Raw genomic sequence first — 24,994 nt, 5'->3', positions numbered from 1 at the left:
GTCATGAGGTCGTTAGCTGATTTCGAATTTAACAATGCGCCGCTGTGTGATGGCATGATCCTGGCATCAGAGATGATTCGCCTGGATTTTCCCACGCAGTTTGTCTACGACGAACTGGAACGTCTGGTCAGTCTGGCGCAGGAAGAAATTAGCCAGCTCCTGTCTCAGGATGAGCAACTGGAAAAATTGCTGGCACTTTTTTACGGCGAGTGGGGGTTCACGGATTCCCGTGGCGTCTACCGTCTTTCTGATGCTTTATGGCTCGATAAAGTCCTGAAAAAACGCCAGGGTAGCGCGGTATCGTTGGGCGCTATTTTATTATGGATAGCAAACCGTCTTGATTTGCCGTTGGTGCCCGTTATCTTCCCAACGCAGTTGATTTTGCGTATTGAATCGCTGGAAGGGGAAATGTGGCTGATTAACCCGTTCAACGGTGAAACGCTTGATGAACATACTCTGGAAGTCTGGTTAAAAGGCAATATTAGTCCGGTCGCCGAGTTGTTTAATGAAGATTTGGACGAAGCGGATAACGCCGAAGTGATTCGTAAGCTACTGGATACGCTGAAATCCTCGCTGATGGAGGAACGGCAAATGGAGCTGGCGCTGCGCGTTAGCGAAGCATTGTTGCAATTTAACCCGGAAGATCCTTACGAAATCCGTGACCGCGGGTTGATCTACGCGCAGCTTGAGTGTGAACACGTTGCGCTGACTGATTTAAGCTACTTCGTTGAACAGTGTCCGGAAGACCCGATCAGCGAAATGATTCGTGCGCAGATCAACACCATTGCGCACAAGCAAATTGTTCTACATTAATTAACCGACATTTTACCTATAAGTGTAAGGCGATCCTATGAAACAAAAAGTGGTTAACATTGGCGACATTAAGGTGGCAAATGACCTGCCGTTTGTGCTGTTTGGCGGTATGAACGTGTTGGAGTCACGCGATCTGGCAATGCGCATTTGTGAGCACTACGTAACCGTTACCCAGAAGCTGGGTATTCCTTACGTGTTCAAGGCCTCTTTTGATAAAGCCAACCGTTCCTCTATTCACTCTTACCGTGGGCCGGGTCTGGAAGAAGGGATGAAAATCTTCCAGGAACTCAAGCAGACATTTGGCGTAAAAGTGATCACTGACGTCCATGAAGCCAGCCAGGCGCAGCCTGTGGCTGATGTGGTTGACGTGATTCAGCTCCCGGCGTTTCTGGCGCGCCAGACCGACCTGGTGGAAGCGATGGCGAAAACCGGCGCTGTGATTAACGTGAAAAAGCCGCAGTTCGTAAGCCCGGGTCAGATGGGCAATATCGTGGATAAGTTCCATGAGGGCGGTAACGATAAGGTGATTCTGTGCGACCGCGGCGCGAACTTCGGTTATGACAACCTGGTGGTGGATATGCTGGGCTTTAGCGTGATGAAAAAGGTCTCCGGCAACTCGCCGGTGATTTTCGACGTTACCCATGCGCTGCAATGCCGCGACCCATTTGGCGCCGCCTCGGGCGGTCGTCGTGGTCAGGTGACCGAGCTGGCGCGCGCCGGTATGGCTGTCGGTCTGGCGGGCCTGTTCCTGGAGTCGCATCCGGACCCGGCTAACGCGAAGTGCGACGGTCCTTCCGCGCTGCCGCTGGCGAAACTGGAGCAGTTCCTGACCCAGATAAAAGCGATTGATGATTTGGTGAAAAGCTTCGACGAGCTGGATACCGAGAACTGATTGCGGTTTTTAGCTTGTGTAGGCCGGATAAGATACTATCCGGCTTTTTTATATCAGGCAAAAATCGTCATCAGATAGGCGGCAAATAAAGCCAGATGCGCCGCGCCGTTTAGCACGTTGGTGCGTCCGGTAGAGAACGAAATATGGCACAGCACTAACGAGGCTACCATCACTACCATTTCCGGCGCGCCTAAACCAAACACCAGATCATTACCTGTCGCCCAGGCGATGAGCGTGACGACCGGCACGGTTAATGAAATCGTCGCCAACACCGATCCGAAGAACAGATTCATTGCCCGTTGAACCTGATTATTCAGTACCGCCTTCAGCGCGCCCAGTCCTTCCGGCGAGAGAATTAACAGCGCGACCAGGAAACCGGTAAAGGCGACCGGGGCGTTCATGCTGGTCAGCAACGCCTCCAGCGGGCTGGCATTCATTTTGGTAACGGCAATGACCGCAATTAAATGAATGAGTAACCAGACCGTATGCCAGCCGCTACTGTGCGCGGAGGGTTTACCGTGGTGTGGATTGTCATCATCGCCTTCATCTTCATGTTCATAGATAAATAAGCTCTGGTGCGTTTTGGTTTGAATCAACAAAAATACGCCGTACATCGCGGCAGAAATTAACGCGACCAATAATGCCTGACCGGTAGAGAAATTGGCTTGCGGCAATGCCATGGGAAAAACCAGCACAATAATCGCCAGCGGAAACAGCGCGATAAGATACTGCTTAATCCCGAATAAATTCATATATTGCGTTGCGAATTTACGCCCGCCCAACAACAACGAGAAACCGACCAGTCCCCCGGTGACAATCATAATAATAGAGTAGAGCGTATCACGCATAAGCGTTGGCGCAGCATCGCCGGTGGCCATCAGCGCTGAAATTAAACTCACTTCAAGAATAACGACGGACAGGCTTAAAATAAGCGATCCGTAGGGTTCGCCGAGTCGGTGCGCTAATACATCGGCATGACGGACCACGCTAAATGCGCTGCTTAAAATACCAATAAGTGCAAGGATATTGATGCCAATAACCACTGGTAGTGACTGGCTGCTTCCCCAAAGGAACAGCACTACCAGCGCAAGAACCGGGAAAATAAGCGAAGTCTCCTTATGGCGGGTTTTCACCGCCTCACAGGCATGTGTCATGAGGGTCTCCCTTGTGCAGGTGTTAATATTTTGGAAAGAGTAAAGAAGGTAAAAATAGCAGAAATTTGTATTTTTTTAGTGGTTTTTTACGTAGTTTTACGGCGTAGACGATTTTTTTCTTTCAAGGTCAGTAAAACAAGCATCTTGTTTTAACAGTGTTTAAATAACAAAAAGTTAATTTCCGTAAAAAGCAAAAATCCTCCTCGACTGGCGTAATAACGCATTGTTTACCACACTTAATGTTTTCCCTGAAGACGGAGGTGCGGATGCCGTATAAAGCCAAAAGTGATTTACCCGATAATGTGCGGAATGTTCTTCCAGCCCATGCCCAGGACATTTACAAAGAAGCGTTTAATAGCGCCTGGGAGCAATATAAAGATAAAGCCGATCGTCGTGATGACGCCAGTCGCGAGGAAACCGCACACAAAGTCGCCTGGGCGGCGGTTAAAAACGATTATGAAAAAGGCGAGGATGATAAATGGCATAAGAAAAAATAAACGCGGTATTACTCACGTGTTAGCCTGATTTTCTTGCCGGAAGTCTATCCTGACGCGGGAGCTTTTCCCGCGTACAGATTCAAAATGTCAGCACTTTGTCCGCTGCCAGCGTCCATTGCGCCAGCTCGACCAGCGTTCCGATTTCCACACCGTCAATCAGCGGCAGGGGAGTGATACCACGTCCGTCCGCACAGGTTTTGCATAATTTTACCGGTACGTTTTGCGCGGTCAGAATTTCCAGCATTTGCTGAATATTGTAGCCCTCGGCTGGTTTTTGACCGCGTAACCCTGCGGTTACGGCATCTGACATCAAAAACAGGCGTAAATCGAGATGGCTTTCCTGCTCGCGCAGCGCAATGGCCAGACGCAGGCTATTAAATAATGATTCGCTGCCGTAGGCGGCGCCGTTAGCGATAATGACGATATTTTGCATGGATAACCCTTCTCCTTGAGAAATTTTGTCGGTAATGGCGTTATGTTACCTCGGGAACCGGGTGCCGCCAAATGCGTGGATAAAATCCCGGGACGCTCTGCGGAAAAAATAAGGATATTCCTGGAAGCACGAGAAAAGGCTGCAAAACCTGTCCGGACACGTTATGGTTTACTCTGATGCCATTCCTCTTATCTTTTGTTGTAGAAGTTGCCGACACGTTGAGCCGTATTGTTTTTCGTTCATTCTCACTCTCGCTTCTCTTGCTGACTGCCAGCGGTACGATCTGTGCGCAGGCGCAAGACCCTTTCACGCAAAACCGTCTGCCGGATTTAGGCATGATGCCGGAATCCCACGAAGGGGAAAAGCATTTTGCCGAGATGGCCAAAGCGTTTGGCGAAGCCAGCATGAAAAATAACGATCTGGATACCGGTGAACAGGCGCGGCAATTCGCTTTCGGACAGGTACGCGATGTGGTCAGCGAGCAGGTTAACCAGCAGCTTGAAAGCTGGCTATCAGCCTGGGGCAGCGCCAGCGTTGATATTAACGTCGATAACGAAGGTCATTTTAACGGCAGTCGCGGAAGCTGGTTTATCCCTTTACAGGATAAACAGCGCTATCTGACCTGGAGCCAGCTTGGCCTTACGCAACAGACTGACGGACTGGTAAGCAATATTGGCGTAGGACAGCGCTGGGCGCAGGATGGCTGGCTTCTTGGCTATAATACCTTTTACGATAATCTGCTGGATGAAAATTTGCAGCGCGCCGGCTTTGGCGCGGAGGCGTGGGGAGAATATTTGCGTTTATCCGCCAACTATTATCAGCCTTTTGCCGACTGGCAGACGCATACGGCGACCTTAGAACAGCGAATGGCGCGCGGATATGATATCAACGCGCAAATGCGGCTGCCGTTTTACCAGCATATCAATACCAGCGTTAGTCTGGAGCAGTACTTTGGCGATAGCGTGGATCTGTTTGACTCCGGAATGGGGTATCACAATCCTGTCGCGTTAAAACTGGGTCTCAACTATACGCCAGTACCTTTGCTTACCGTGACCGCCCAGCACAAACAGGGCGAGAGCGGGGTCAGTCAGAATAACCTGGGACTGACGCTTAACTACCGCTTCGGCATGTCGCTCAAAAAGCAGCTTGCCGCCAGTGAAGTGGCGCAAAGCCAGTCATTACGCGGTAGCCGCTATGATACGCCGCAACGTAACTCGCTGCCGACAATGGAGTATCGGCAGCGTAAAACGCTAACGGTTTTTCTGGCGACGCCGCCTTGGGATCTTACGCCTGGTGAGACGGTTGCGTTAAAATTGCAGGTGCGCAGCGTGCACGGTATTCGTCATTTGAGCTGGCAGGGCGATACACAGGCATTAAGTTTGACGGCAGGAACGGACACCCGCAGTACCGAGGGCTGGACAATCATTATGCCGGCCTGGGATCACCGCGAAGGCGCGGCAAATCGCTGGCGTTTATCGGTGGTGGTTGAAGATGAAAAAGGTCAGCGTGTCTCTTCCAATGAGATCACGCTCGCGCTGACTGAACCGTTTATCACGATGCCGGACGATAATCCGCATTGGCAACCGTTCCAGGAGCAATAATTAAAAGATGCGTTCCTGATGTACCCAGACGGCGGCCTCCACGCGCGATTTCAGCTTCATTTTCTTGAGCATATGTTTCACGTGCACTTTGACCGTACTTTCGGTGATATCCAGACGTCGGGCAATCATCTTATTTGGCAATCCCTGCGCGATGAGCTTCAGAATATCGCGCTCACGCGGGGTGAGTTGCGTTACATCGCGATCGGTGGTGGCGCGGTTGGCCCGCAGGCTGGCCGCCAGTACCGGCGTTAACGCTTCACTTAATACCATTTCGCCGGCGGCGGCCTGTTGTAACGCTTTGAGCAAGTCCTCCGGCTCCATGTCTTTTAACAGATAACCGTCCGCGCCGCGCTTTAGCGCCGTGACGACATCTTCTTCATGGTTGGATACGCTGAAAACGACAATACGTCCTGACAGCGCTTTTTCGCGTAATTTATCCAGCGTTTCGAGACCATTCATTCCCGGCATATTCAAATCAAGGAGGATCAAATCGGGATCGAGCGATTCCGCCAGGTCAATACCCTGCTCACCGTTGCTGGCTTCTCCGACCACGCTGATATCGGGCGCCATACTCACAAGCTGCTTTACACCCGTGCGTAGCATCGGATGGTCGTCGATTAACAGGATGGTTGCCGGTTCCTGATTATTCATGGGTATCTCCCTGGGTTTCTGTGAAGTTTGTTTCTGGAATAAAAGTAACAGTGACCTCTGTTCCGCCAGTCTCGCGTCGGCGTACCTGGCAATCGCCGCGCAAACTTTGCGCCCGATCGCGCATGATGATCATGCCGTAGTGATTACTGCGTTCGGCGTTTTCCGGGACGCCGCAGCCATTATCCTGCACTTTTAGTTTGACCTGTTTGCCACATTGCGTCACTGTCACCACCACATCGTCGGCATGAGAGTGTTTAAGGGCGTTGCTGAGGGCTTCCCTGGCAATTTGCAACAGGTGTATCGCCTGGTGTGAAGGCACCAGGCGGGGGGGAAGCTGATAATCCAGTTTTACCGTAAAGCCAAACCGGGCGCTGAACTCCTGGCAGCTTGCCTCCAGCGCCGGACGTAGCCCGGGTTCCGTCAACTGTAACCGGAAAGTAGTTAACAGTTCGCGCAGTTGCGCCCAGGAGCAGTTCAGCTCATTGCGAATTTGGCTGAGTAACTCACGGCTGCTTTCCGGTAACACGTCGCCCTGCATTTGCAGGCAGCTCACCTGCATCTTCATACAAGAGAGCGACTGGGCAATAGAATCATGCAGTTCGCGGGCAATGGTGGCACGCTCTTCCATGACAATCAACTGCTGCTGGCGCTCCTGATGCCTGTCGAGCGCCAGAGTCGCGGTAAGCTGTTCAACCAGCGTGTCCACCAACTGTTGCTGATCGTGGCTGAGATGGCGTCCATAGGGCAGCGTCGCCAGCAAAATACCGTATTGGGTGTGAGAATCGGTGAGCCGCCATTTTAAAGTGGTGCCGCCGTTAATCATCGGCAGGGCGCTACGTGGGCAAAGGTGGCAGCCTTTATCATCGCAACTGATGTCCGACTGACAGGTAAATTCCTGGTGATTATCTTCATCTTCCAGGTCATAGACTCGCAGCTCAATATCATGCAACTGGGTTAAATTTTGCAGGCCATTCAGTACCGGTGAAAGACGTTCACATAGCGGAGCCTGTGAATGCAGTCGGCGGTTGGCTTGCCACAAAAACGAGAGAATCTGGTTTTTATGTTCCAGACCGGCTGTTTTTTCCTGTACGCGCTGTTCCAGTACCGCATAACTTTCGGCCAGTTCTTCAGACATGTTATTGAGCGCAGAACCCAGCGCGGCCATCTCATTGCGTCCACTGATATTGGCACGTTGGGTAAAGTCACGCTGACTGACGGCGCGCGCCATTGATAACAACTGTTTCCAGGGCTGCAAAAGGCGAACACGTAGCCAGATAATCGTAAATACCAGCAATAGCGCCATAAAGATCGCCATTACCCGGTGAACTAATACCACGCGTTCGATACGCAATTCAGTAGTATGGTCGAACGACGTCACCAGGCGATCCAGGCCCGCCACAAAGCGCGTGACATCTTCTGCGACCGCGTGCGCGTTTTGCGCGTGCTGTAGCCCTGGCGAGAGTTCGTTATGCCAGTAATCCTGCAACGCTTTAAGCTGCTTCTGCTGCCCGTCTCGCTCAGCGGCGCGGGTCAGTTCAGGGCTGAATGCCGTTTGCTCCATCTCATCCAGCAGCTTTTGATCTTTAGCATCCAGCGGGACAGCGGCCAGTAGTCGATAGCTTTGCATACGCAATGAGCCCGCTTTATTAATCGCATGAGCGCTACCCTGTACGCCCTGAACCAGCCAGCCGGAAACCGCCATCCCCGCCACGCCGATAGCGGTAGAGAGCATGACAATCAGCGCCAGTTGGTTAACCAGCGTAAGAGGAGAGAAACACCGTTTAAACATGTTACCTTCTTTCTTCGGGGTAATGTCGCCGAAAAAACGTAGCAAAAAAGAGGGGCGTCAATCGGCTGTGCCGCTATTCTCAACGATACAGCGGAGTATACCCATACCTATAACGAGTTACTCCTTAATTGCCGCCGTAGAGAGGTATCTGCGACGGGAAGGAGTAGACAGACACAGCATGGTGAAAAACCACAGCTTTTTTACCAAAATAGCCTACTCATTAAGGGTAATAACGCTTTTTAGTCGCCGGTGATGACGACTTTTCCTTTGATTTATATCAACTTACCTTCGGCAGTAAACCCTAATGTGGCAGACATCAAATCAAGAATCAGAGGTGTCTATGAGTCACTCATCCGCCCCGGAAAGGGCAACTGGCGCTGTTATCACGGAATGGCGTCCGGAAGATCCGGCATTCTGGCAGCAGCGCGGCCATCGTGTCGCCAGCCGTAATCTGTGGATTTCTGTGCCGTGTTTACTGCTGGCGTTTTGCGTCTGGATGCTATTCAGCGCAGTGGCGGTGAACCTGCCGAAAGTGGGATTTAATTTTACGACCGATCAGCTCTTTATGTTGACTGCGCTGCCATCTGTTTCCGGCGCGCTGCTGCGGGTGCCTTACTCCTTTATGGTGCCGCTATTTGGCGGACGTCGCTGGACAGCGTTCAGTACCGGTATCCTCATCGTGCCTTGCGTATGGTTAGGCTTTGCCGTTCAGGATACCAGTACGCCATTTAGCACTTTCATTATTATTTCCTTGCTGTGTGGTTTTGCCGGCGCGAACTTTGCCTCCAGTATGGCGAACATCAGCTTTTTCTTTCCTAAACAAAAGCAGGGCGGCGCGCTGGGTCTGAACGGCGGTCTGGGCAATATGGGCGTGAGCGTGATGCAGCTGGTTGCGCCGCTGGTGGTTTCGCTCTCTATCTTTGCCGCCTTTGGCAGCCACGGTGTAGAGCAGCCGGACGGTTCTCAGCTCTATCTGGCGAACGCGGCCTGGATTTGGGTGCCTTTCCTGGCCATTTTTACGCTGGCAGCGTGGTTCGGCATGAACGAACTGGCGACGTCTAAGGCCTCGCTAAAAGAGCAACTGCCGGTGCTCAAACGTGGTCATCTGTGGATCATGAGTCTGCTGTATCTGGCAACCTTCGGATCGTTTATCGGTTTCTCCGCGGGGTTCGCTATGCTGTCTAAAACGCAATTCCCGGATGTGCAGATCCTGCATTATGCGTTTTTCGGTCCGTTTATCGGCGCGCTGGCGCGTTCGGCAGGCGGCGCAATTTCTGACCGTCTGGGGGGAACCCGCGTCACGCTTATCAACTTTGTCCTGATGGCGATTTTCAGCGGTCTGCTGTTCCTGACATTACCTACTGGCGGCGTTGGCGGTAGCTTTATCGCGTTCTACGGGGTATTTCTGGCGCTGTTCCTGACGGCGGGGCTGGGGAGTGGTTCTACCTTCCAGATGATCTCCGTTATCTTCCGTAAACTGACGATGGACCGGGTTAAAGCGGAAGGCGGGTCGGAGGAAAGAGCCATGCGTGAAGCGGCGACCGATACGGCGGCGGCGCTGGGCTTTATTTCCGCGATTGGCGCGATTGGCGGCTTTTTTATTCCGAAAGCGTTTGGTTCATCTTTAGCATTAACTGGTTCTCCAGTCGGCGCGATGAAGGTCTTTCTTATTTTCTATATCGCCTGCGTCGTTATTACCTGGGCGGTATATGGACGTCATTCTAAAAATAAAAAGTAACTTTTGATTATCCTTTGCGCGGCGTTAGACCGCGCTTTTTTTTACCCGCATTTAGTTACAACATACTTATAGTCAAGAAGAGAGGCGCGACAGGGCTGACCACGCTCATCTTTATCGGTCATCCAGGGGGATACCCCTTAATACCCACTTGTTGAAAATTTAACATTCATGTCGTGCGTAAATTTAATTTTATGTAATTAAATCAGCAATATATATAAATAAAACTCCTCCTCCAAAAGGAGTATGCAGGAGGTTTGCGCGCCATTTGCATCCCTGTCCGCCTTGATCGTTATCAATTCTCACGCCCATTCAGCGCGTTACCTTCGCCCTTAGTTAAGCAATGTCGATTTATCAGAGAGCCGTAAGGTTCCACACAGGAGAAACCCGATGAGTAAATTCCTGGACCGGTTTCGCTACTTCAAGCAGAAGGGCGAAACCTTTGCCGATGGGCACGGCCAGCTTCTCGAAACAAACCGGGACTGGGAGGACGGATACCGCCAACGTTGGCAGCATGACAAAATTGTGCGCTCAACCCATGGGGTGAACTGCACCGGTTCTTGTAGCTGGAAAATTTATGTCAAAAATGGTCTGGTGACCTGGGAAACACAGCAAACCGATTACCCGCGCACCCGTCCTGATATGCCAAACCATGAACCTCGCGGCTGCCCGCGCGGCGCAAGCTACTCCTGGTATCTCTACAGCGCTAACCGACTGAAATATCCGCTGATGCGCAAACGTCTGATGAAGATGTGGCGCGAGGCGAAAAAACTGCATCGCGATCCGGTAGAGGCATGGGCCTCCATCATTGAAGATGCCGATAAAGCCAAAAGCTTCAAACAGGCGCGAGGTCGTGGCGGCTTTGTTCGCTCCTCATGGCAGGAAGTGAACGAGCTGATCGCCGCTTCCAACGTGTACACAGTGAAAACCTATGGCCCTGACCGTGTCGCGGGCTTCTCACCCATCCCGGCGATGTCGATGGTCTCCTACGCTTCCGGCGCACGTTATCTTTCACTGATTGGCGGTACCTGCCTGAGCTTCTACGACTGGTACTGCGACCTGCCGCCAGCCTCCCCGCAAACCTGGGGCGAGCAGACCGACGTGCCGGAATCCGCTGACTGGTACAACTCCAGCTATATTATCGCCTGGGGCTCTAACGTGCCGCAAACCCGTACGCCGGACGCCCACTTCTTTACCGAAGTACGTTACAAAGGCACTAAAACTGTCGCGGTGACGCCGGACTATGCTGAAATCGCCAAACTGTGCGATCTGTGGCTGGCGCCGAAGCAGGGGACCGATGCAGCGATGGCGCTGGCGATGGGCCACGTCATGCTGCGCGAGTTCCACCTCGACAACCCGCGCCAGTACTTCACCGATTATGTCCGCCGCTATACCGACATGCCAATGCTGGTGATGCTTGAAGAGCGTGATGGTTATTATGCCGCAAGTCGTATGCTGCGCGCTGCCGATCTCGTTGATTCGCTGGGGCAGGAAAATAACCCGGAATGGAAAACCGTCGCCATTAACAGCAACGGTGAAATGGTGGCGCCAAACGGTTCAATTGGTTTCCGCTGGGGCGAAAAAGGCAAATGGAACCTCGAACAGCGCGACGGGACTACCGGTGCAGAAACTGAATTGCAGCTCAGCTTGCTGGGCAGCCAGGATGAGATTGCTGACGTGGGCTTCCCGTATTTCGGCGGCGAAGGTTCAGAGTACTTTAATCATGTGGCGCTGGATAACGTCCTGCTGCATAAATTGCCGGTTAAACGTCTGCAACTGGCCGATGGTTCTTCAGCGTTAGTCACCACCGTGTATGACCTGACTATGGCGAACTATGGTCTGGAACGCGGCCTGAACGATGAAAATTGTGCCGCCAGTTATGACGATACCAAAGCGTATACGCCAGCATGGGCCGAGCAGATCACTGGCGTGCCGCGGGCGCAGATCATCCGTATCGCACGGGAGTTCGCCGATAACGCGGACAAAACGCACGGGCGTTCAATGATTATCGTTGGCGCCGGGCTGAACCACTGGTATCACCTCGATATGAACTATCGCGGGCTGATCAATATGTTGGTGTTCTGTGGTTGCGTTGGTCAGAGCGGCGGCGGCTGGGCGCACTACGTCGGCCAGGAAAAACTGCGTCCGCAGACCGGCTGGCAGCCGCTGGCGTTTGCCCTTGACTGGCAGCGTCCCGCGCGTCACATGAACAGCACTTCTTACTTCTATAACCACTCCAGCCAGTGGCGCTACGAGACGGTGACCGCCGAGGAGTTACTGTCGCCGATGGCGGACAAATCCCGCTATAGCGGTCATCTGATTGACTTCAATGTGCGCGCCGAGCGTATGGGCTGGTTGCCGTCGGCACCGCAGTTAGGCACCAACCCGCTGTATATTGCGCGTGAAGCGGAAAAAGCCGGTATGACGCCGGTAGACTATACCGTCAAATCCCTGAAAGAGGGTTCGATTCGCTTTGCCGCCGAGCAGCCGGAAAACGGTAAAAACCACCCGCGTAACCTGTTCATCTGGCGTTCTAACCTGCTTGGCTCTTCCGGTAAGGGCCATGAGTACATGCTGAAATATCTGCTGGGTACTGAGCATGGTATTCAGGGGCTGGATCTGGGTAAACAGGGCGGTGTGAAGCCGGAAGAAGTGGAGTGGCGTGACAATGGCCTGGACGGCAAACTGGATCTGGTGGTGACGCTGGACTTCCGCCTGTCGAGCACCTGCCTGTACTCCGATATCGTACTGCCGACCGCCACCTGGTATGAAAAAGACGATATGAATACCTCGGATATGCATCCGTTTATTCATCCGCTGTCTGCCGCCGTAGATCCGGCCTGGGAATCGAAAAGCGACTGGGAAATCTACAAAGGCATTGCGAAGAAATTCTCCGAAGTTTGTGTAGGCCACCTGGGTAAAGAGACTGACGTCGTGACGCTGCCGATCCAGCACGATTCTGCCGCTGAACTGGCGCAGCCGCTGGACGTGAAAGACTGGAAAAAAGGCGAATGCGACCTGATTCCAGGGAAAACCGCGCCGCACATCATGACCGTCGAGCGTGATTATCCGGCCACCTATGAGCGCTTTACCTCTATCGGCCCGCTGATGGAGAAAATCGGCAACGGCGGGAAAGGGATTGCCTGGAACACGCAGAGCGAAATGGACTTGCTGCGTAAGCTCAATTACACCAAAGCGGACGGTCCGGCGAAAGGCCAGCCGATGCTCAACACGGCGATTGACGCGGCAGAGATGATCCTGACGTTAGCGCCGGAAACCAACGGTCAGGTGGCGGTGAAAGCCTGGGCAGCGCTGAGCGAGTTTACCGGTCGCGACCATACGCATCTGGCAACCAATAAAGAAGAAGAGAAAATCCGCTTCCGCGATATTCAGGCCCAGCCGCGCAAAATTATATCCAGCCCGACCTGGTCTGGTCTGGAAGATGAGCACGTTTCTTATAACGCCGGTTATACCAACGTTCACGAGTTGATTCCGTGGCGTACGCTGTCTGGTCGCCAACAGTTGTATCAGGATCACCAGTGGATGCGCGACTTCGGCGAAAGTTTGCTGGTGTATCGTCCACCGATCGACACCCGCTCGGTGAAAGCGGTGATGGGGCGTAAATCCAACGGTAATCCGGAGAAGGCGCTCAACTTCCTGACGCCGCACCAGAAATGGGGTATCCACTCGACCTACAGCGATAACCTGTTGATGCTGACCTTGTCGCGTGGCGGCCCGATTGTGTGGATGAGCGAAACCGACGCCAAAGATCTGGGCATTGAAGATAACGACTGGATCGAAGTCTTCAACAGCAACGGCGCATTGACCGCACGCGCAGTGGTCAGCCAGCGTGTACCGGCGGGCATGACCATGATGTACCACGCGCAGGAACGTATCGTAAACCTGCCGGGGTCGGAAATTACCCAGCAGCGCGGCGGTATTCATAACTCGGTGACGCGCATTACGCCGAAACCGACCCATATGATCGGCGGCTATGCGCAGTTAGCCTACGGCTTTAACTACTACGGTACCGTCGGCTCCAACCGCGATGAGTTTGTGGTGGTACGTAAGATGAAGAACATTAACTGGTTGGATGGCGAAGGCAATGACCAGGTACAGGAGAGCGTAAAATGAAAATTCGTTCACAAGTCGGCATGGTGCTGAATCTCGATAAGTGCATCGGCTGTCATACCTGTTCAGTCACCTGTAAAAACGTCTGGACCAGTCGCGAAGGTATGGAATACGCGTGGTTCAACAACGTAGAAAGTAAGCCTGGCGTTGGTTTTCCGAATGACTGGGAAAATCAGGAAAAATGGAAAGGCGGCTGGATCCGCAAAATCAACGGCAAACTACAGCCGCGCATGGGCAACCGGGCGCTGCTGCTGGGTAAAATCTTCGCTAACCCGCATCTGCCGGGCATCGACGACTACTACGAGCCGTTTGATTACGACTACCAGAACCTGCATACCGCGCCGGAAAGCAAACATCAGCCGATCGCGCGTCCGCGCTCGCTGATTACCGGCCAGCGGATGGACAAAATTACCAGCGGGCCAAACTGGGAAGAGATTCTGGGCGGCGAGTTCGAAAAACGCGCCAAAGATCAGAATTTCGAAAACATGCAGAAGGCGATGTACGGCCAGTTCGAAAACACCTTCATGATGTACCTGCCGCGCCTGTGCGAGCACTGCCTCAATCCGGCGTGCGTGGCGACCTGCCCGAGCGGTGCTATCTACAAGCGTGAAGAAGATGGCATCGTGCTGATCGACCAGGACAAGTGCCGCGGCTGGCGGATGTGTATCACCGGTTGCCCGTACAAGAAAATTTACTTCAACTGGAAGAGCGGCAAGTCCGAGAAGTGCATCTTCTGCTACCCGCGTATCGAAGCCGGTCAGCCGACCGTTTGCTCGGAAACTTGCGTGGGGCGTATCCGCTACCTTGGCGTACTGCTGTATGACGCAGATGCCATTGAAAGCGCCGCCAGTACGGAAAACGAAAAAGATCTGTACCAGCGTCAACTGGACGTGTTCCTCGATCCGAACGATCCGGCTGTCATTGAACAGGCGCTGAAGGACGGCGTGCCGCAGAGCGTGATCGATGCGGCGCAGCAATCGCCAGTGTACAAAATGGCGATGGACTGGAAGCTGGCGCTGCCGCTGCATCCGGAATACCGCACGCTGCCGATGGTCTGGTACGTGCCGCCGCTGTCGCCGATTCAGTCTGCCGCCGACGCGGGTGAACTGGGCAGCAACGGTATTCTGCCGGATGTAGACAGTCTGCGTATCCCGGTGCAGTACCTGGCGAACCTGTTGACCGCTGGCGACACTCAGCCGGTACTGTTGGCACTGAAACGGATGCTGGCGATGCGTCACTACAAACGTGCGGAAACCGTAGACGGTAAAGTGGATACTCGCGCGCTGGAAGAGGTGGGTTTAAGCGAAGCCCAGGCGCAGGAAATGTATCGTTATCTGGCGATTGCTAATTATGAAGATCGCTTTGTGGTGCCGAGCAGCCATCGTGAACTGGCGCGTGACGCATTCCCGGAGAAAAGCGGTTGTGGCTTTACCTTCGGCGATGGTTGCCACGGGTCTGATACCAAATTCAATCTGTTCAACAGCCGCCGCATCGACGCTGTTGATGTGACCAGCAAAACGGAGCCGCACGCATGATTGAACTCGTCATTGTTTCGCGTCTGCTCGAGTACCCGGATGCAGCCCTGTGGCAGCATCAGCAGGAACTTTTCGATGCACTCGCGTCATCTGAGAACCTGGATAAAGAGGATGCCCAGACTCTGGGCGTTTTCCTGCGCGATTTAACCGCGCAGGACATGCTGGATGTACAGGCCGCCTACAGTGAACTGTTTGACCGTGGTCGCGCCACATCGCTGCTGCTGTTTGAACATGTACACGGGGAATCCCGCGATCGCGGTCAGGCGATGGTTGACCTGATGGCACAGTATGAACAGCACGGTTTGCAGCTCGACAGCCGCGAACTTCCCGATCATCTGCCGCTGTATCTGGAATACCTTGCGCAGTTGCCGAAAAGCGAAGCGTTAGGGGGTTTACAGGATATCGCGCCGATTCTGGCGCTGCTAAGCGCACGTTTGCAACAGCGTGACAGCCGTTATGCGGTGCTGTTCGATCTGCTGTTAAAACTGGCGAATACCGTTATCGACAGCGATAAAGTGGCTGAAAAAATTGCGAATGAAGCACGTGATGATACCCCACAAGCGTTGGATGCGGTCTGGGAAGAAGAGCAGGTGAAATTCTTCGCCGATCAGGGGTGTGGCGAGTCGGAGATCTCCGCTCACCAGCGTCGTTTTGCCGGTGCCGTGGCGCCGCAATATCTGAATATCACCACCGGAGGACAGCACTAATGCACTTCCTGAATATGTTCTTCTTTGATATCTACCCGTACATTGCCGGATCGGTATTTCTGATCGGTAGCTGGTTACGTTACGACTACGGCCAGTACACCTGGCGGGCGGCCTCCAGCCAGATGCTGGATCGCAAAGGAATGAACCTGGCGTCAAACCTGTTCCACATTGGGATTTTGGGTATTTTCGCCGGTCACTTCCTGGGCATGTTAACGCCGCACTGGATGTATGAAGCTTTTCTGCCGGTCGACGTGAAACAGAAGATGGCGATGATTGCCGGCGGCGCCTGCGGCGTGCTGACTCTGGTTGGCGGTATTTTACTGCTCAAGCGTCGTCTGTTCAGCCCACGTGTCCGCGCCACCACTACCGGAGCAGATATTTTGATTCTCTCGCTGCTGGTGATTCAGTGCGCGCTGGGCCTGTTGACCATTCCGTTCTCCGCCCAGCATATGGACGGGAGTGAAATGATGAAGCTGGTCGGGTGGGCGCAGTCAGTTGTGACCTTCCACGGTGGCGCATCCGCACATCTGGACGGTGTAGCCTTTATCTTCCGTATGCACCTGGTACTGGGGATGACGCTGTTCCTGTTATTCCCATTCTCGCGCCTGGTGCATATCTGGAGCGTGCCGGTCGAGTACCTGACCCGCAAGTATCAGATTGTACGTGCGCGTCACTGATTGTGCATTGACAAGCTTAAGTCACTGTAATACTGAGATGTATTCAGCAATATAGCAGAAAAAAATAGCACGGGCATGGAGGCTGACTTCCTGCCCGTTTTTTCGCACTTCTTGCCCATTTTTCCCTGCGTGAGCGGGGATAAGCACACGTTGAACTGCTCGGTGCCTTATTTTCGGCTGGGTAATATGACGTTAATAAGCCCCAGAAGCCGATTTACGCGCTCCTGAATTGATGCAGGCATCAACAAGTGGAGCCGATAACCATAACGTGGATATATTTCTCTCATTGCCTCATATGTCCGTACCGCTTCCTCCCACGATTGTGTTCGTTCGTTATCCTGCTTATATATCGCTTTCCATGGCGGGAGAATAATAACGTCAGTGGCATAGCGAAATTGGTTAATAGCACGATGTAACCGGTTGGGTATTGGTTCGCCCACCAGCGTGAGATAGCCTGCAATATCCGGCAGCGCACGGTCGTAGAAGAGGGGACGATCGGACTGTTCGGCCTGATACCAGGCATTAATATCCATTGCCTGCATGGCTTCTGCAAATCGCGCCGGAGAACGCCACGGCAGCGCATCGCCGTTTATGTCCATTTGTTGTTTGATAACAGCACGCCCGGATTCGGGCTGACAGTGGAAACCACTTTTTTCCAGAGCCGTAATCAGCGTAGTTTTACCCGCGCTGGGCCCGCCAGTAATGATAATGCGTGAATTCATAGCAATAGCCTTTATGCATTTGTAGTGAGGAAATTGGGGGTAGGTGTTGAAAAAGATCTGAAGGCAGCGGTTTTCGGATGTGAATGACGTGATTTGGAATAGATGTGTTCAGCAGCGGATGACGGGGGAAGGATTACTCAGCGCTGCGCGCTTCGCCCTTCGGGTCGTTGCCGTTGGCAACGCTTTCTCGCTTTCGCTCGAATCGAACCTTAGTCGAAGCTTCTCATCCTTCCCGTACAGAGAGATATAAGGCACTGTGCTTAACGGGGATAAGATACGCGACGAGAGTGATGGTGGTGGGGGAAGGATGACTCAGCGCTGCGCGCTTCGCCCTTCGGGTCGTTGCCTGCGGCAACGCTTTCTCGCTTTCGCTCGAATCGAACCTTAGTCGAAGCTTCTCATCCTTCCCGTACAGAGAGATATAAGGCACTGTGCTTAGCGGGGATAAGATACGCGACGGGAGTGATGGTGGTGGGGGAAGGATGACTCAGCGCTGCGCGCTTCGCCCTTCGGGTCGTTGCCGTTGGCAACGCTTTCTCGCTTTCGCTCGAATCGAACCTTAGTCGAAGCTTCTCATCCTTCCCGTACGGAGAGATATGAGACAGTGTGCTTAACGGGGATAAGATACGCGACGAGAGTGATGGTGGTGGGGGAAGGATTCGAACCTTCGAAGTCGATGACGGCAGATTTACAGTCTGCTCCCTTTGGCCGCTCGGGAACCCCACCAGGGGTAATTCAAATTGTAGGTAAAGCTTGAAGATGGTGGTGGGGGAAGGATTATTCGTCGCTTCGCTCCTCACCCTACGGGCCGTTGCCGTTGGCAACGTTCTCTCGCTTTCGCTCAAGTCGAACCTTAATCGAAGGTTCTCACCCTTCCCCGACAAGTGCAAACTTCTGCATTGCTCATCAAGTTAACTACATCGCTGTAGTGAATAATGGTGGTGGGGGAAGGATTCGAACCTTCGAAGTCGATGACGGCAGATTTACAGTCTGCTCCCTTTGGCCGCTCGGGAACCCCACCACGGGGTAATGCTTAATACTGGCCTGCTTCCTTTCGGGAAGCGGGGCGCATCATATCAAATGACACGCCGCTGTAAAGCATTCCTTTGCCTGAAATGAACTGTTTGCGTACTTTTCATCCGTAACGGATTAAAGCTAATCAATTCATATTACTGACGATTAAAGAATAATCGTCCGATTGCCGTAAACAAAGACCCGCTGCGCCAGAACCTGATACAGCGCGCGGCTTAATACGTTTTTCTCAACGTCGCGCCCGGCACGCATCATATCTTCTGCTGTGTAGGTGTGATCGACGTGAATCACATCTTGCATAATGATCGGACCTTCATCCAGATTATCATTCACATAGTGCGCGGTAGCGCCGATGATTTTCACGCCGCGCTCATAGGCCTGATGATAAGGACGTGCGCCAATAAAAGCAGGCAGGAATGAGTGGTGGATATTGATAATTTTGTTCGGAAAGCGCGCCACAAAACCTGGCGTCAAAACACGCATATACTTGGCCAGCACCACATAGTCCGGTTGATGGGCATCAATGGCGTCCGCCATCTTCGTGTCATGCTCTTCACGCGTTAATCCCTCATGGCTGACCAGTTCGAAAGGGATCTCAAAACGTTCAACCAGCGAGCGTAACGTTTCATGGTTGCCAATGACCGCGGCGATTTCAACATCCAGCCCGCCATAGTTGGCTTTCATCAGCAAGTCGCCCAGACAATGCGCCTCTTTAGTAACCAGAATCACTACCCGACGGCGTCCGGCGGGATTGAGTTCACGAACAGAGCCTTCCGGTAAGGCGCTGTCCAGATCGGCCAGAAGAGTGGAATCATTGAAGATGCCTTCCAGCTCGGTCCGCATAAAAAAGCGTCCGGTGCGATGGTCCACAAATTCATTGTTTTGCACAATATTAAGCTCGTGCTTATAGCAAATGTTGGTAATCCGCGCGATAAGGCCTTTTTGATCGGGACAAATAGTACGCAGAACTTTACGTTGTAGTGATTGCATTGCCGGAAAAATCCTGTTGAGAGTGTTTGTTGTATCGATACTGTCAGGCATCACTGGCCGCAGCACTTTTTAAATTTTTTGCCTGAACCGCACGGGCAGGGATCATTTCGACCCAACTGCGGGCGGGTACCGTCAATATAATACCACTGACCGTTTTCTTTGATAAAACGAGAGCGTTCGATAATCGCCCCGGTTTTCCCTTGTTCGGAAAAGCGCGCGATAAAACTAACATACCCTGTATTTTCTGCGTCTGACCAGGTATGTTCAAAAATAGTCAGGCCGAGCCACCTGGTATTGGCAAATCCGGCGATGATATCATCGCGAAACGCGGCCGCATTGCAGGTTGGATGCCAGCTCTTAATTAAGTAATCTGCGTCTTTCATCACAAAAGCGCAGTAACGAGAGCGCATGAGATGTGACGGATCGGGTGCTACTCGTTCTCCGGACACAATACGACCACAACATAGGCTATACTCGTCAGCGCTACCACAGGGACAAGGCTGAGACACAATAATCTCCCTGAATATAAAAAACGGCGTTGAACGCCAGGGTGGCATTATGTTAACTGAGCAGTGGCGATGTTGCTACGTCTTGAAGCCAGGGGAAGTCGTTAAGTACGATGAGAAAAATGAAAATAGGGCTGGCGCTGGGATCTGGCGCAGCGAGAGGATGGTCTCATATTGGGGTCATCAAAGCCCTCAAGCAAACAGGCATTGATATTGATATCGTTGCGGGATGCTCAATAGGTTCACTGGTCGGCGCCGCGTATGCCTGTAATAAATTATCGGCGCTTGAACAGTGGGTATGTTCATTCCGCTACTGGGATGTTTTACGCCTGATGGATGTATCCTGGGGCAGAGGAGGGTTGCTTCGCGGCGAACGCGTATTTAATCACTATCGGGATATTATGCCCGTCACGGATTTTGACCACTGTTCAAGACGTTTTGGCGCGGTCGCGACGAATCTTAGCACGGGACGAGAGCTATGGTTTACTGAAGGCGATCTACACCTTGCCGTACGCGCGTCGTGCAGTATGCCAGGGCTGATGTCTCCGGTTGAACATAACGGTTACTGGCTGGTAGATGGCGCAGTCGTTAATCCGGTACCTGTTTCGTTAACCAGGGCGCTGGGGGCTGATATCGTTATTGCGGTAGATCTGCAACATGATGCCCACCTCATGCAGCAAGATTTGCTCTCTGTAAATGTCGGGAATATAAATGAAGAGAGCGATGATGCGCTGCCCTGGCATAAGCGTTTAAAAGAACGTTTCAGTAGCCTGACTTCACGCCGTGGCGTGAGTTCGCCTGGGGCAATGGAAATCATGACAACCTCCATTCAGGTGTTGGAAAATCGTCTTAAACGTAACCGTATGGCTGGCGATCCGCCTGATATTCTCATTCAACCATTCTGTCCGCAAATCTCTACGCTGGATTTTCATCGCGCCCATGCCGCTATTGCGGCGGGTCAGTTAGCCGTAGAGAAAAAGATGGACGAACTTATACCCTTGGTGCGTACCGACGTTTAATGTACCTTTTACGATCACTTAAGCAAATTCTGACAGGCGCAAGCGGCAATACCATGCCACTATTGATTAAAGCCAGTCAGGGGAGAGAACATGACGCAGCCATTGGTCGGAAAACAGATTCTTATTGTTGAAGACGAGCCTGTATTTCGCTCGCTTCTGGATTCGTGGTTTTCCTCTTTGGGAGCGACAACGGCATTGGCAGGCGACGGGGTGGATGCCCTGGAGTTGATGGGGCGTTTTACCCCTGATCTCATGATATGTGATATCGCTATGCCGAGAATGAACGGTCTCAAACTGGTAGAAAACTTACGTAATCGCGGAGACCAGACGCCTATTCTGGTTATTTCCGCAACAGAAAATATGGCGGATATCGCCAAAGCGTTACGCCTTGGGGTTGAAGATGTCTTGCTGAAGCCGGTAAAAGATCTCAACCGCTTGCGGGAAACCGTATTCGCTTGCTTATACCCTAATATGTTTAACTCGCGGGTTGAAGAAGAAGAACGCCTGTTTCGTGACTGGGATGCAATGGTGAGTAATCCGACCGCCGCAGCGCAATTGTTGCAGGAATTGCAGCCCCCGGTACAGCAGGTGATTTCTCATTGCCGCATTAATTACCGGCAGCTCGTCTCCGCCGATCAGCCTGGACTGGTGCTGGATATTGCGCCGCTATCTGATAACGAACTGGCATTTTATTGCCTGGATGTCACCCGGGCGGGCGATAACGGCGTGTTAGCCGCATTGTTGCTGCGGGCGCTATTTAACGGCTTATTGCAGGATCAGCTCGGCCAACAAAAGCACCGTTTACCGGAGTTAGGCGCGCTATTAAAACAGGTAAATCATCTGCTCAGACAAGCCAATTTACCTGGGCAATTCCCGCTATTTGTCGGCTACTATCACAGTGAGCTCAAAAATTTGATTCTCGTCTCCGCCGGATTGAACGCCACCTTAAATACGGGCGCTCATCAGGTTCAAATTAGCAGCGGCGTGCCGCTAGGAACATTGGGTAACGCCTACCTTAACCAATTAAGCCAGCGTTGCGACTCATGGCAGTGTCAAATATGGGGCGCAGGAGGGCGTCTGCGATTGATGTTGTCTGCGGAATGACCAAACGGAAGAGTGAGCGGAAATTGCTTTACCGGCCTTTCCCGACGAGTGTTACTATCTGCGGCAGATTTATAAGTATTTGTCTTAATTATACCAATATAAGTCCTTTTTGGACCTGAGGCTTGTTCTGGTACTGATATACTGGAACACGATACAGATTAATGAACACGTTCAATACATGAACAGTCCAGGAGAATTTTAAATGGCTGCCCTTAATTCGAAAGTCAAAAAAGCCGTTATCCCGGTCGCGGGATTGGGAACCAGGATGTTGCCAGCGACCAAAGCTATCCCGAAAGAGATGCTGCCGCTGGTTGATAAGCCATTAATTCAGTACGTCGTGAACGAATGTATCGCTGCTGGCATTACTGAAATCGTGCTTGTGACGCACTCGTCTAAAAACTCTATTGAAAACCACTTTGATACCAGTTTTGAGCTGGAAGCGATGCTGGAAAAACGCGTTAAGCGTCAGCTTCTGGAAGAGGTCCAGTCTATTTGCCCTCCGCATGTCACTATTATGCAGGTACGTCAAGGGCTGGCAAAAGGCCTGGGCCATGCCGTATTGTGCGCGCATCCCGTTGTCGGAAACGAACCTGTCGCTGTTATTCTGCCAGACGTTATTCTTGACGAATATGAGTCCGACCTGTCTCAGGATAACCTGGCTGAAATGATCCGCCGTTTCGACGAAACCGGCAATAGCCAGATTATGGTTGAGCCAGTAGAAGATGTGACTGCATACGGCGTGGTCGATTGTAAAGGCGTTGAGCTGGCACCGGGCGAAAGTGTGCCGATGGTTGGCGTGGTTGAAAAACCAAAAGCGGATGTCGCGCCGTCTAACCTTGCGATTGTCGGGCGTTATGTGTTGAGCGCGGATATCTGGGCGTTGCTGGCGAAAACCCCTCCGGGCGCCGGGGATGAAATTCAGTTGACCGATGCTATCGATATGCTGATCGAAAAAGAAACGGTTGAAGCCTACCACATGAAGGGTAAAAGCCATGACTGTGGTAATAAGTTAGGATATATGCAGGCATTCGTTGAATATGGCATCCGTCATAATTCGCTGGGTGCTGAATTTAAAGCCTGGCTTGAAGAAGAAATGGGTATTAAGAAGTAACGATACGTTATAAATTTTTTAACAGAAGCGCTGGTAAATCCGGCGCTTTTTTTATGCCTGGGGTTGTCAGCGGAGAACTCAGGCAAAAAAAATCCCGCCAGCGGCGGGATTTTAAGCATCCAGGAAGTAAATTATTCCTTGATCAGGAAATCTTCCAGTTGCTTACCTTGTTCTTCCATTGCTTTTTTGATTACAGCCGGTGTACGACCCTGGCCAGTCCAGGTTTTAGTTTCACCGTTTTCGTCAACATAGCTATATTTAGCCGGACGAGCTGCGCGTTTAGCTTTGGTGCCGGATTTAGCGGCAGCCATGCTATTCAGCAGTTCATTCGGGTCAATGCCGTCGGCAATTAACATTTCACGATACTGTTGCAGTTTACGAGTGCGTTCTTCCACTTCAGCAGCAGCAGCGCTTTCTTCTTCACGACGCTCATTAACGACAACTTCTAATTTTTCCAGCATTTCTTCAAGCGTTTCCAGAGTACATTCTCTTGCCTGCGCACGAAGAGTACGGATGTTGTTCAGAATTTTAAGTGCTTCGCTCATTGTAGTAATCTCAAACTTATATTGGGGTGGTTTGTTGAGCTAATAATAGAGCGATAAATTCAGTTGTGCAATAGCCAGGAATGTAAGGAATTCAAAATTACGCTTTATTAAGCACACGTTTTAATTATCTCAACTTAAATTTTCCTTGAGGCGCCGCACAAAAAAGAGCTTATTGGCAGGGGGGATACTCACCGTCTGTCGCTAAAAATTTAGGAGTCAGGTCACATTTTATCATGATGAAATACGATCTCATTGCAGAGATATCAATCTCTTGTATTAGCTTTCCTTACAAGAAAACCCTATTACTTTGCACCGGGTATGAGTAACGGTAACAATAAGTACAAGGTTTTCATATTGGCGGGTGATGATAAGCATTGTTGATGAATTTTAACGGCATAATTTGTGAAGGAATGTGTATATACCCTTCATACTTCAAGTTGCTTATGTGTTGGCTACGCTCGCTCACCCCAGTCACATAGTTATCTATGCTCCTGGGGACTCACTCCCTTGCCGCCTTTAAGCAACTCGAATTATTTTGGGTATAGTGAGCGATGTTTGTACAATTCTTAATACTCACCGGAGCGCGAGCCGCGCCGTCGCGTCGGTAAATTATGGTACAATCCCGCCAATCTTTATTTCACTCAGGTGAGGTCCTGCGACCAATGGCACAGCTATATTTCTACTATTCGGCAATGAATGCGGGTAAGTCGACTGCACTGCTGCAATCTTCATACAATTATCAGGAACGCGGGATGCGTACCGTCGTATATACGGCGGAAATCGACGATCGTTTCGGCGCAGGCAAAGTCAGCTCTCGTATCGGTTTGTCGTCGCCGGCAAAATTGTTTAACCAAAATACATCCTTGTTTGAAGAGATTCGTGCCGAGAGCGCGCGGCAGACAATACATTGCGTGTTAGTCGACGAAAGCCAGTTTTTGACTCGCCAGCAGGTTTATCAATTATCCGAGGTTGTCGACAAATTAGATATTCCAGTACTCTGCTATGGGCTACGAACAGACTTTCGTGGGGAGCTCTTTGTCGGCAGCCAATACTTGCTGGCATGGTCAGATAAGCTGGTGGAATTAAAAACTATCTGTTTCTGCGGTCGTAAAGCCAGTATGGTTCTGCGACTTGATCAGGACGGCAGGCCTTATAACGAAGGCGAACAGGTGGTTATTGGCGGGAATGAACGCTACGTTTCAGTTTGCCGTAAGCATTATAAGGACGCGCTGGAGGAGGGCTCACTGACGGCGATTCAGGAGCGTCATCGGCACATATGATACCTGAGGTAAAGATCGGCTTATAAAACGCCCTGTAGCGCTTTGGAGGTCATTATTCAGGCCTCCAGAC

21 protein-coding genes, 2 tRNA genes and 4 other RNA genes are annotated in these 24,994 nt (G+C 51.8%); 13 read left to right on the top strand and 14 right to left on the bottom strand.

Translation table 11 applies throughout. From position 1 onward, the window contains the following. Window positions 1-3 precede the first annotated feature (3 nt). Both sirB1 and kdsA read left to right on the top strand, forming a co-directional pair. A complete protein-coding gene (sirB1, locus tag J4645_RS07290) occupies window positions 4-813 on the top strand; it encodes an invasion regulator SirB1 (RefSeq protein ID WP_001257065.1) in 810 nt (269 codons plus the stop codon). Window positions 814-850: 37 nt separating this feature from the next. Next, window positions 851-1,705 carry a 3-deoxy-8-phosphooctulonate synthase gene (gene kdsA / locus J4645_RS07285; protein ID WP_000811046.1) on the top strand — a complete coding sequence of 285 codons (855 nt, stop codon included), beginning with the start codon at window positions 851-853 and terminating at the stop codon, window positions 1,703-1,705. A 53-nt stretch (window positions 1,706-1,758) separates the two neighbouring features. On the opposite strand, the gene chaA is transcribed toward kdsA, so the two are convergent. Beyond that, on the bottom strand, window positions 1,759-2,859 hold the full coding sequence (gene chaA, locus J4645_RS07280; RefSeq protein WP_000148418.1) for a sodium-potassium/proton antiporter ChaA: 1,101 nt from the start codon (window positions 2,857-2,859) through the stop codon (window positions 1,759-1,761). A 266-nt stretch (window positions 2,860-3,125) separates the two neighbouring features. On the opposite strand from chaA, the gene chaB reads away from it, so the two are divergent. Then, window positions 3,126-3,356: a putative cation transport regulator ChaB gene (gene chaB, locus J4645_RS07275; RefSeq protein WP_001146392.1), complete on the top strand. Its 231-nt coding sequence runs from the start codon at window positions 3,126-3,128 to the stop codon at window positions 3,354-3,356. A 79-nt stretch (window positions 3,357-3,435) separates the two neighbouring features. On the opposite strand, the gene J4645_RS07270 is transcribed toward chaB, so the two are convergent. Next, window positions 3,436-3,789, bottom strand: coding sequence for a DsrE/DsrF/TusD sulfur relay family protein (locus J4645_RS07270; RefSeq protein ID WP_001179794.1), 354 nt, complete (start codon window positions 3,787-3,789; stop codon window positions 3,436-3,438). A 176-nt stretch (window positions 3,790-3,965) separates the two neighbouring features. Between J4645_RS07270 and J4645_RS07265 the strand changes: the two genes are divergently transcribed. Further along, a complete protein-coding gene (locus J4645_RS07265; protein WP_024147045.1) occupies window positions 3,966-5,390 on the top strand; it encodes a YchO/YchP family invasin in 1,425 nt (474 codons plus the stop codon). Here J4645_RS07265 and narL read toward each other — a convergent pair whose 3' ends face one another. Both narL and narX read right to left on the bottom strand, forming a co-directional pair. Continuing rightward, a complete protein-coding gene (gene narL / locus J4645_RS07260) occupies window positions 5,391-6,041 on the bottom strand; it encodes a two-component system response regulator NarL (RefSeq protein WP_001064598.1) in 651 nt (216 codons plus the stop codon). Beyond that, window positions 6,034-7,830, bottom strand: coding sequence for a nitrate/nitrite two-component system sensor histidine kinase NarX (narX, locus tag J4645_RS07255; protein ID WP_000476244.1), 1,797 nt, complete (start codon window positions 7,828-7,830; stop codon window positions 6,034-6,036). Before narX ends, narL begins: the two co-directional genes overlap by 8 nt. Window positions 7,831-8,170: 340 nt before the next feature. Between narX and narK the strand changes: the two genes are divergently transcribed. From narK to narI, 5 genes are all read left to right on the top strand, one after another. Next, the gene (gene narK / locus J4645_RS07250) at window positions 8,171-9,568 is read left to right on the top strand and encodes a nitrate transporter NarK (RefSeq protein ID WP_000019850.1); all 1,398 of its coding nucleotides are present in this window, start codon (window positions 8,171-8,173) and stop codon (window positions 9,566-9,568) included. Window positions 9,569-9,955: 387 nt separating this feature from the next. Continuing rightward, window positions 9,956-13,699 carry a nitrate reductase subunit alpha gene (locus J4645_RS07245; RefSeq protein WP_208208948.1) on the top strand — a complete coding sequence of 1,248 codons (3,744 nt, stop codon included), beginning with the start codon at window positions 9,956-9,958 and terminating at the stop codon, window positions 13,697-13,699. Beyond that, on the top strand, window positions 13,696-15,231 hold the full coding sequence (narH, locus tag J4645_RS07240) for a nitrate reductase subunit beta (RefSeq protein ID WP_000702629.1): 1,536 nt from the start codon (window positions 13,696-13,698) through the stop codon (window positions 15,229-15,231). The genes J4645_RS07245 and narH overlap by 4 nt, the downstream gene beginning before the upstream one ends. Further along, window positions 15,228-15,938 (top strand): nitrate reductase molybdenum cofactor assembly chaperone, encoded by a 711-nt coding sequence (narJ, locus tag J4645_RS07235; protein ID WP_000571668.1) that lies wholly within the window; start codon window positions 15,228-15,230, stop codon window positions 15,936-15,938. The genes narH and narJ overlap by 4 nt, the downstream gene beginning before the upstream one ends. Further along, a complete protein-coding gene (gene narI, locus J4645_RS07230) occupies window positions 15,938-16,615 on the top strand; it encodes a respiratory nitrate reductase subunit gamma (protein WP_000545594.1) in 678 nt (225 codons plus the stop codon). Before narJ ends, narI begins: the two co-directional genes overlap by 1 nt. A gap of 167 nt (window positions 16,616-16,782) precedes the next feature. Here the strand turns inward: narI and J4645_RS07225 are convergent, their stop codons facing one another. The 9 genes from J4645_RS07225 to J4645_RS07185 all read right to left on the bottom strand — a co-directional run bounded on the left by J4645_RS07225 (window position 16,783) and on the right by J4645_RS07185 (window position 19,868). Next, window positions 16,783-17,337 (bottom strand): AAA family ATPase, encoded by a 555-nt coding sequence (locus tag J4645_RS07225; RefSeq protein WP_001088482.1) that lies wholly within the window; start codon window positions 17,335-17,337, stop codon window positions 16,783-16,785. Window positions 17,338-17,453: 116 nt separating this feature from the next. Continuing rightward, a non-coding RNA gene (locus J4645_RS07220) (RtT sRNA) lies at window positions 17,454-17,585 on the bottom strand. Between the two features lie 43 nt (window positions 17,586-17,628). Continuing rightward, window positions 17,629-17,760, bottom strand: a non-coding RNA gene (locus tag J4645_RS07215) — RtT sRNA. A gap of 43 nt (window positions 17,761-17,803) precedes the next feature. Further along, a non-coding RNA gene (locus tag J4645_RS07210) (RtT sRNA) lies at window positions 17,804-17,935 on the bottom strand. A 43-nt stretch (window positions 17,936-17,978) separates the two neighbouring features. Continuing rightward, window positions 17,979-18,063: transfer RNA gene (locus J4645_RS07205), tRNA-Tyr, on the bottom strand. Between the two features lie 34 nt (window positions 18,064-18,097). Beyond that, a non-coding RNA gene (locus J4645_RS07200) (RtT sRNA) lies at window positions 18,098-18,229 on the bottom strand. A gap of 44 nt (window positions 18,230-18,273) precedes the next feature. Beyond that, window positions 18,274-18,358 (bottom strand) — tRNA-Tyr (locus J4645_RS07195). Window positions 18,359-18,516: 158 nt separating this feature from the next. After that, window positions 18,517-19,359, bottom strand: a complete 843-nt coding sequence (gene purU, locus J4645_RS07190; protein WP_001191156.1) for a formyltetrahydrofolate deformylase — start codon at window positions 19,357-19,359, stop codon at window positions 18,517-18,519. Window positions 19,360-19,409: 50 nt separating this feature from the next. Then, entirely contained in the window at window positions 19,410-19,868 is a 459-nt protein-coding gene (locus tag J4645_RS07185) for a YchJ family protein (RefSeq protein WP_023257667.1), read from the bottom strand. Between the two features lie 110 nt (window positions 19,869-19,978). Between J4645_RS07185 and rssA the strand changes: the two genes are divergently transcribed. The 3 genes from rssA (at window position 19,979) to galU (ending at window position 23,099) form a co-directional block, all read left to right on the top strand. Beyond that, window positions 19,979-20,884 carry a patatin-like phospholipase RssA gene (gene rssA / locus J4645_RS07180; RefSeq protein ID WP_001230575.1) on the top strand — a complete coding sequence of 302 codons (906 nt, stop codon included), beginning with the start codon at window positions 19,979-19,981 and terminating at the stop codon, window positions 20,882-20,884. Window positions 20,885-20,974: 90 nt separating this feature from the next. Next, complete coding sequence (rssB, locus tag J4645_RS07175; RefSeq protein WP_000193432.1) at window positions 20,975-21,988, top strand: two-component system response regulator RssB; 1,014 nt, start codon at window positions 20,975-20,977, stop codon at window positions 21,986-21,988. 202 nt (window positions 21,989-22,190) lie between these two features. Then, window positions 22,191-23,099, top strand: coding sequence for a UTP--glucose-1-phosphate uridylyltransferase GalU (gene galU / locus J4645_RS07170; RefSeq protein ID WP_000729450.1), 909 nt, complete (start codon window positions 22,191-22,193; stop codon window positions 23,097-23,099). 131 nt (window positions 23,100-23,230) lie between these two features. Here galU and hns read toward each other — a convergent pair whose 3' ends face one another. Continuing rightward, window positions 23,231-23,644, bottom strand: a complete 414-nt coding sequence (hns, locus tag J4645_RS07165) for a histone-like nucleoid-structuring protein H-NS (protein ID WP_001287383.1) — start codon at window positions 23,642-23,644, stop codon at window positions 23,231-23,233. Window positions 23,645-24,306: 662 nt separating this feature from the next. Here hns and tdk point away from each other — a divergent pair. Continuing rightward, window positions 24,307-24,924, top strand: coding sequence for a thymidine kinase (gene tdk / locus J4645_RS07160; protein WP_000068097.1), 618 nt, complete (start codon window positions 24,307-24,309; stop codon window positions 24,922-24,924). Window positions 24,925-24,994 lie beyond the last annotated feature (70 nt).

It is taken from the genome of Salmonella sp. 32082101201600294FB01SM01 (genome assembly GCF_017572865.1).
Lineage (GTDB): Bacteria > Pseudomonadota > Gammaproteobacteria > Enterobacterales > Enterobacteriaceae > Salmonella > Salmonella enterica.
This window is presented reverse-complemented; position numbering and strand designations above follow the sequence as displayed.

Coding starts and splice junctions, on each gene's coding strand:
- narI (WP_000545594.1), top strand. CDS start 15,938: ATGCACTTCCTGAATATGTTCTTCTTTGATATCTACCCGTACATTGCC.
- narH (WP_000702629.1), top strand. CDS start 13,696: ATGAAAATTCGTTCACAAGTCGGCATGGTGCTGAATCTCGATAAGTGC.
- narJ (WP_000571668.1), top strand. CDS start 15,228: ATGATTGAACTCGTCATTGTTTCGCGTCTGCTCGAGTACCCGGATGCA.
- purU (WP_001191156.1), bottom strand. CDS start 19,359: ATGCAATCACTACAACGTAAAGTTCTGCGTACTATTTGTCCCGATCAA.
- J4645_RS07245 (WP_208208948.1), top strand. CDS start 9,956: ATGAGTAAATTCCTGGACCGGTTTCGCTACTTCAAGCAGAAGGGCGAA.
- narX (WP_000476244.1), bottom strand. CDS start 7,830: ATGTTTAAACGGTGTTTCTCTCCTCTTACGCTGGTTAACCAACTGGCG.
- hns (WP_001287383.1), bottom strand. CDS start 23,644: ATGAGCGAAGCACTTAAAATTCTGAACAACATCCGTACTCTTCGTGCG.
- chaA (WP_000148418.1), bottom strand. CDS start 2,859: ATGACACATGCCTGTGAGGCGGTGAAAACCCGCCATAAGGAGACTTCG.
- J4645_RS07265 (WP_024147045.1), top strand. CDS start 3,966: ATGCCATTCCTCTTATCTTTTGTTGTAGAAGTTGCCGACACGTTGAGC.
- tdk (WP_000068097.1), top strand. CDS start 24,307: ATGGCACAGCTATATTTCTACTATTCGGCAATGAATGCGGGTAAGTCG.
- kdsA (WP_000811046.1), top strand. CDS start 851: ATGAAACAAAAAGTGGTTAACATTGGCGACATTAAGGTGGCAAATGAC.
- J4645_RS07225 (WP_001088482.1), bottom strand. CDS start 17,337: ATGAATTCACGCATTATCATTACTGGCGGGCCCAGCGCGGGTAAAACT.
- chaB (WP_001146392.1), top strand. CDS start 3,126: ATGCCGTATAAAGCCAAAAGTGATTTACCCGATAATGTGCGGAATGTT.
- galU (WP_000729450.1), top strand. CDS start 22,191: ATGGCTGCCCTTAATTCGAAAGTCAAAAAAGCCGTTATCCCGGTCGCG.
- sirB1 (WP_001257065.1), top strand. CDS start 4: ATGAGGTCGTTAGCTGATTTCGAATTTAACAATGCGCCGCTGTGTGAT.
- narK (WP_000019850.1), top strand. CDS start 8,171: ATGAGTCACTCATCCGCCCCGGAAAGGGCAACTGGCGCTGTTATCACG.
- rssA (WP_001230575.1), top strand. CDS start 19,979: ATGAGAAAAATGAAAATAGGGCTGGCGCTGGGATCTGGCGCAGCGAGA.
- J4645_RS07270 (WP_001179794.1), bottom strand. CDS start 3,789: ATGCAAAATATCGTCATTATCGCTAACGGCGCCGCCTACGGCAGCGAA.
- narL (WP_001064598.1), bottom strand. CDS start 6,041: ATGAATAATCAGGAACCGGCAACCATCCTGTTAATCGACGACCATCCG.
- rssB (WP_000193432.1), top strand. CDS start 20,975: ATGACGCAGCCATTGGTCGGAAAACAGATTCTTATTGTTGAAGACGAG.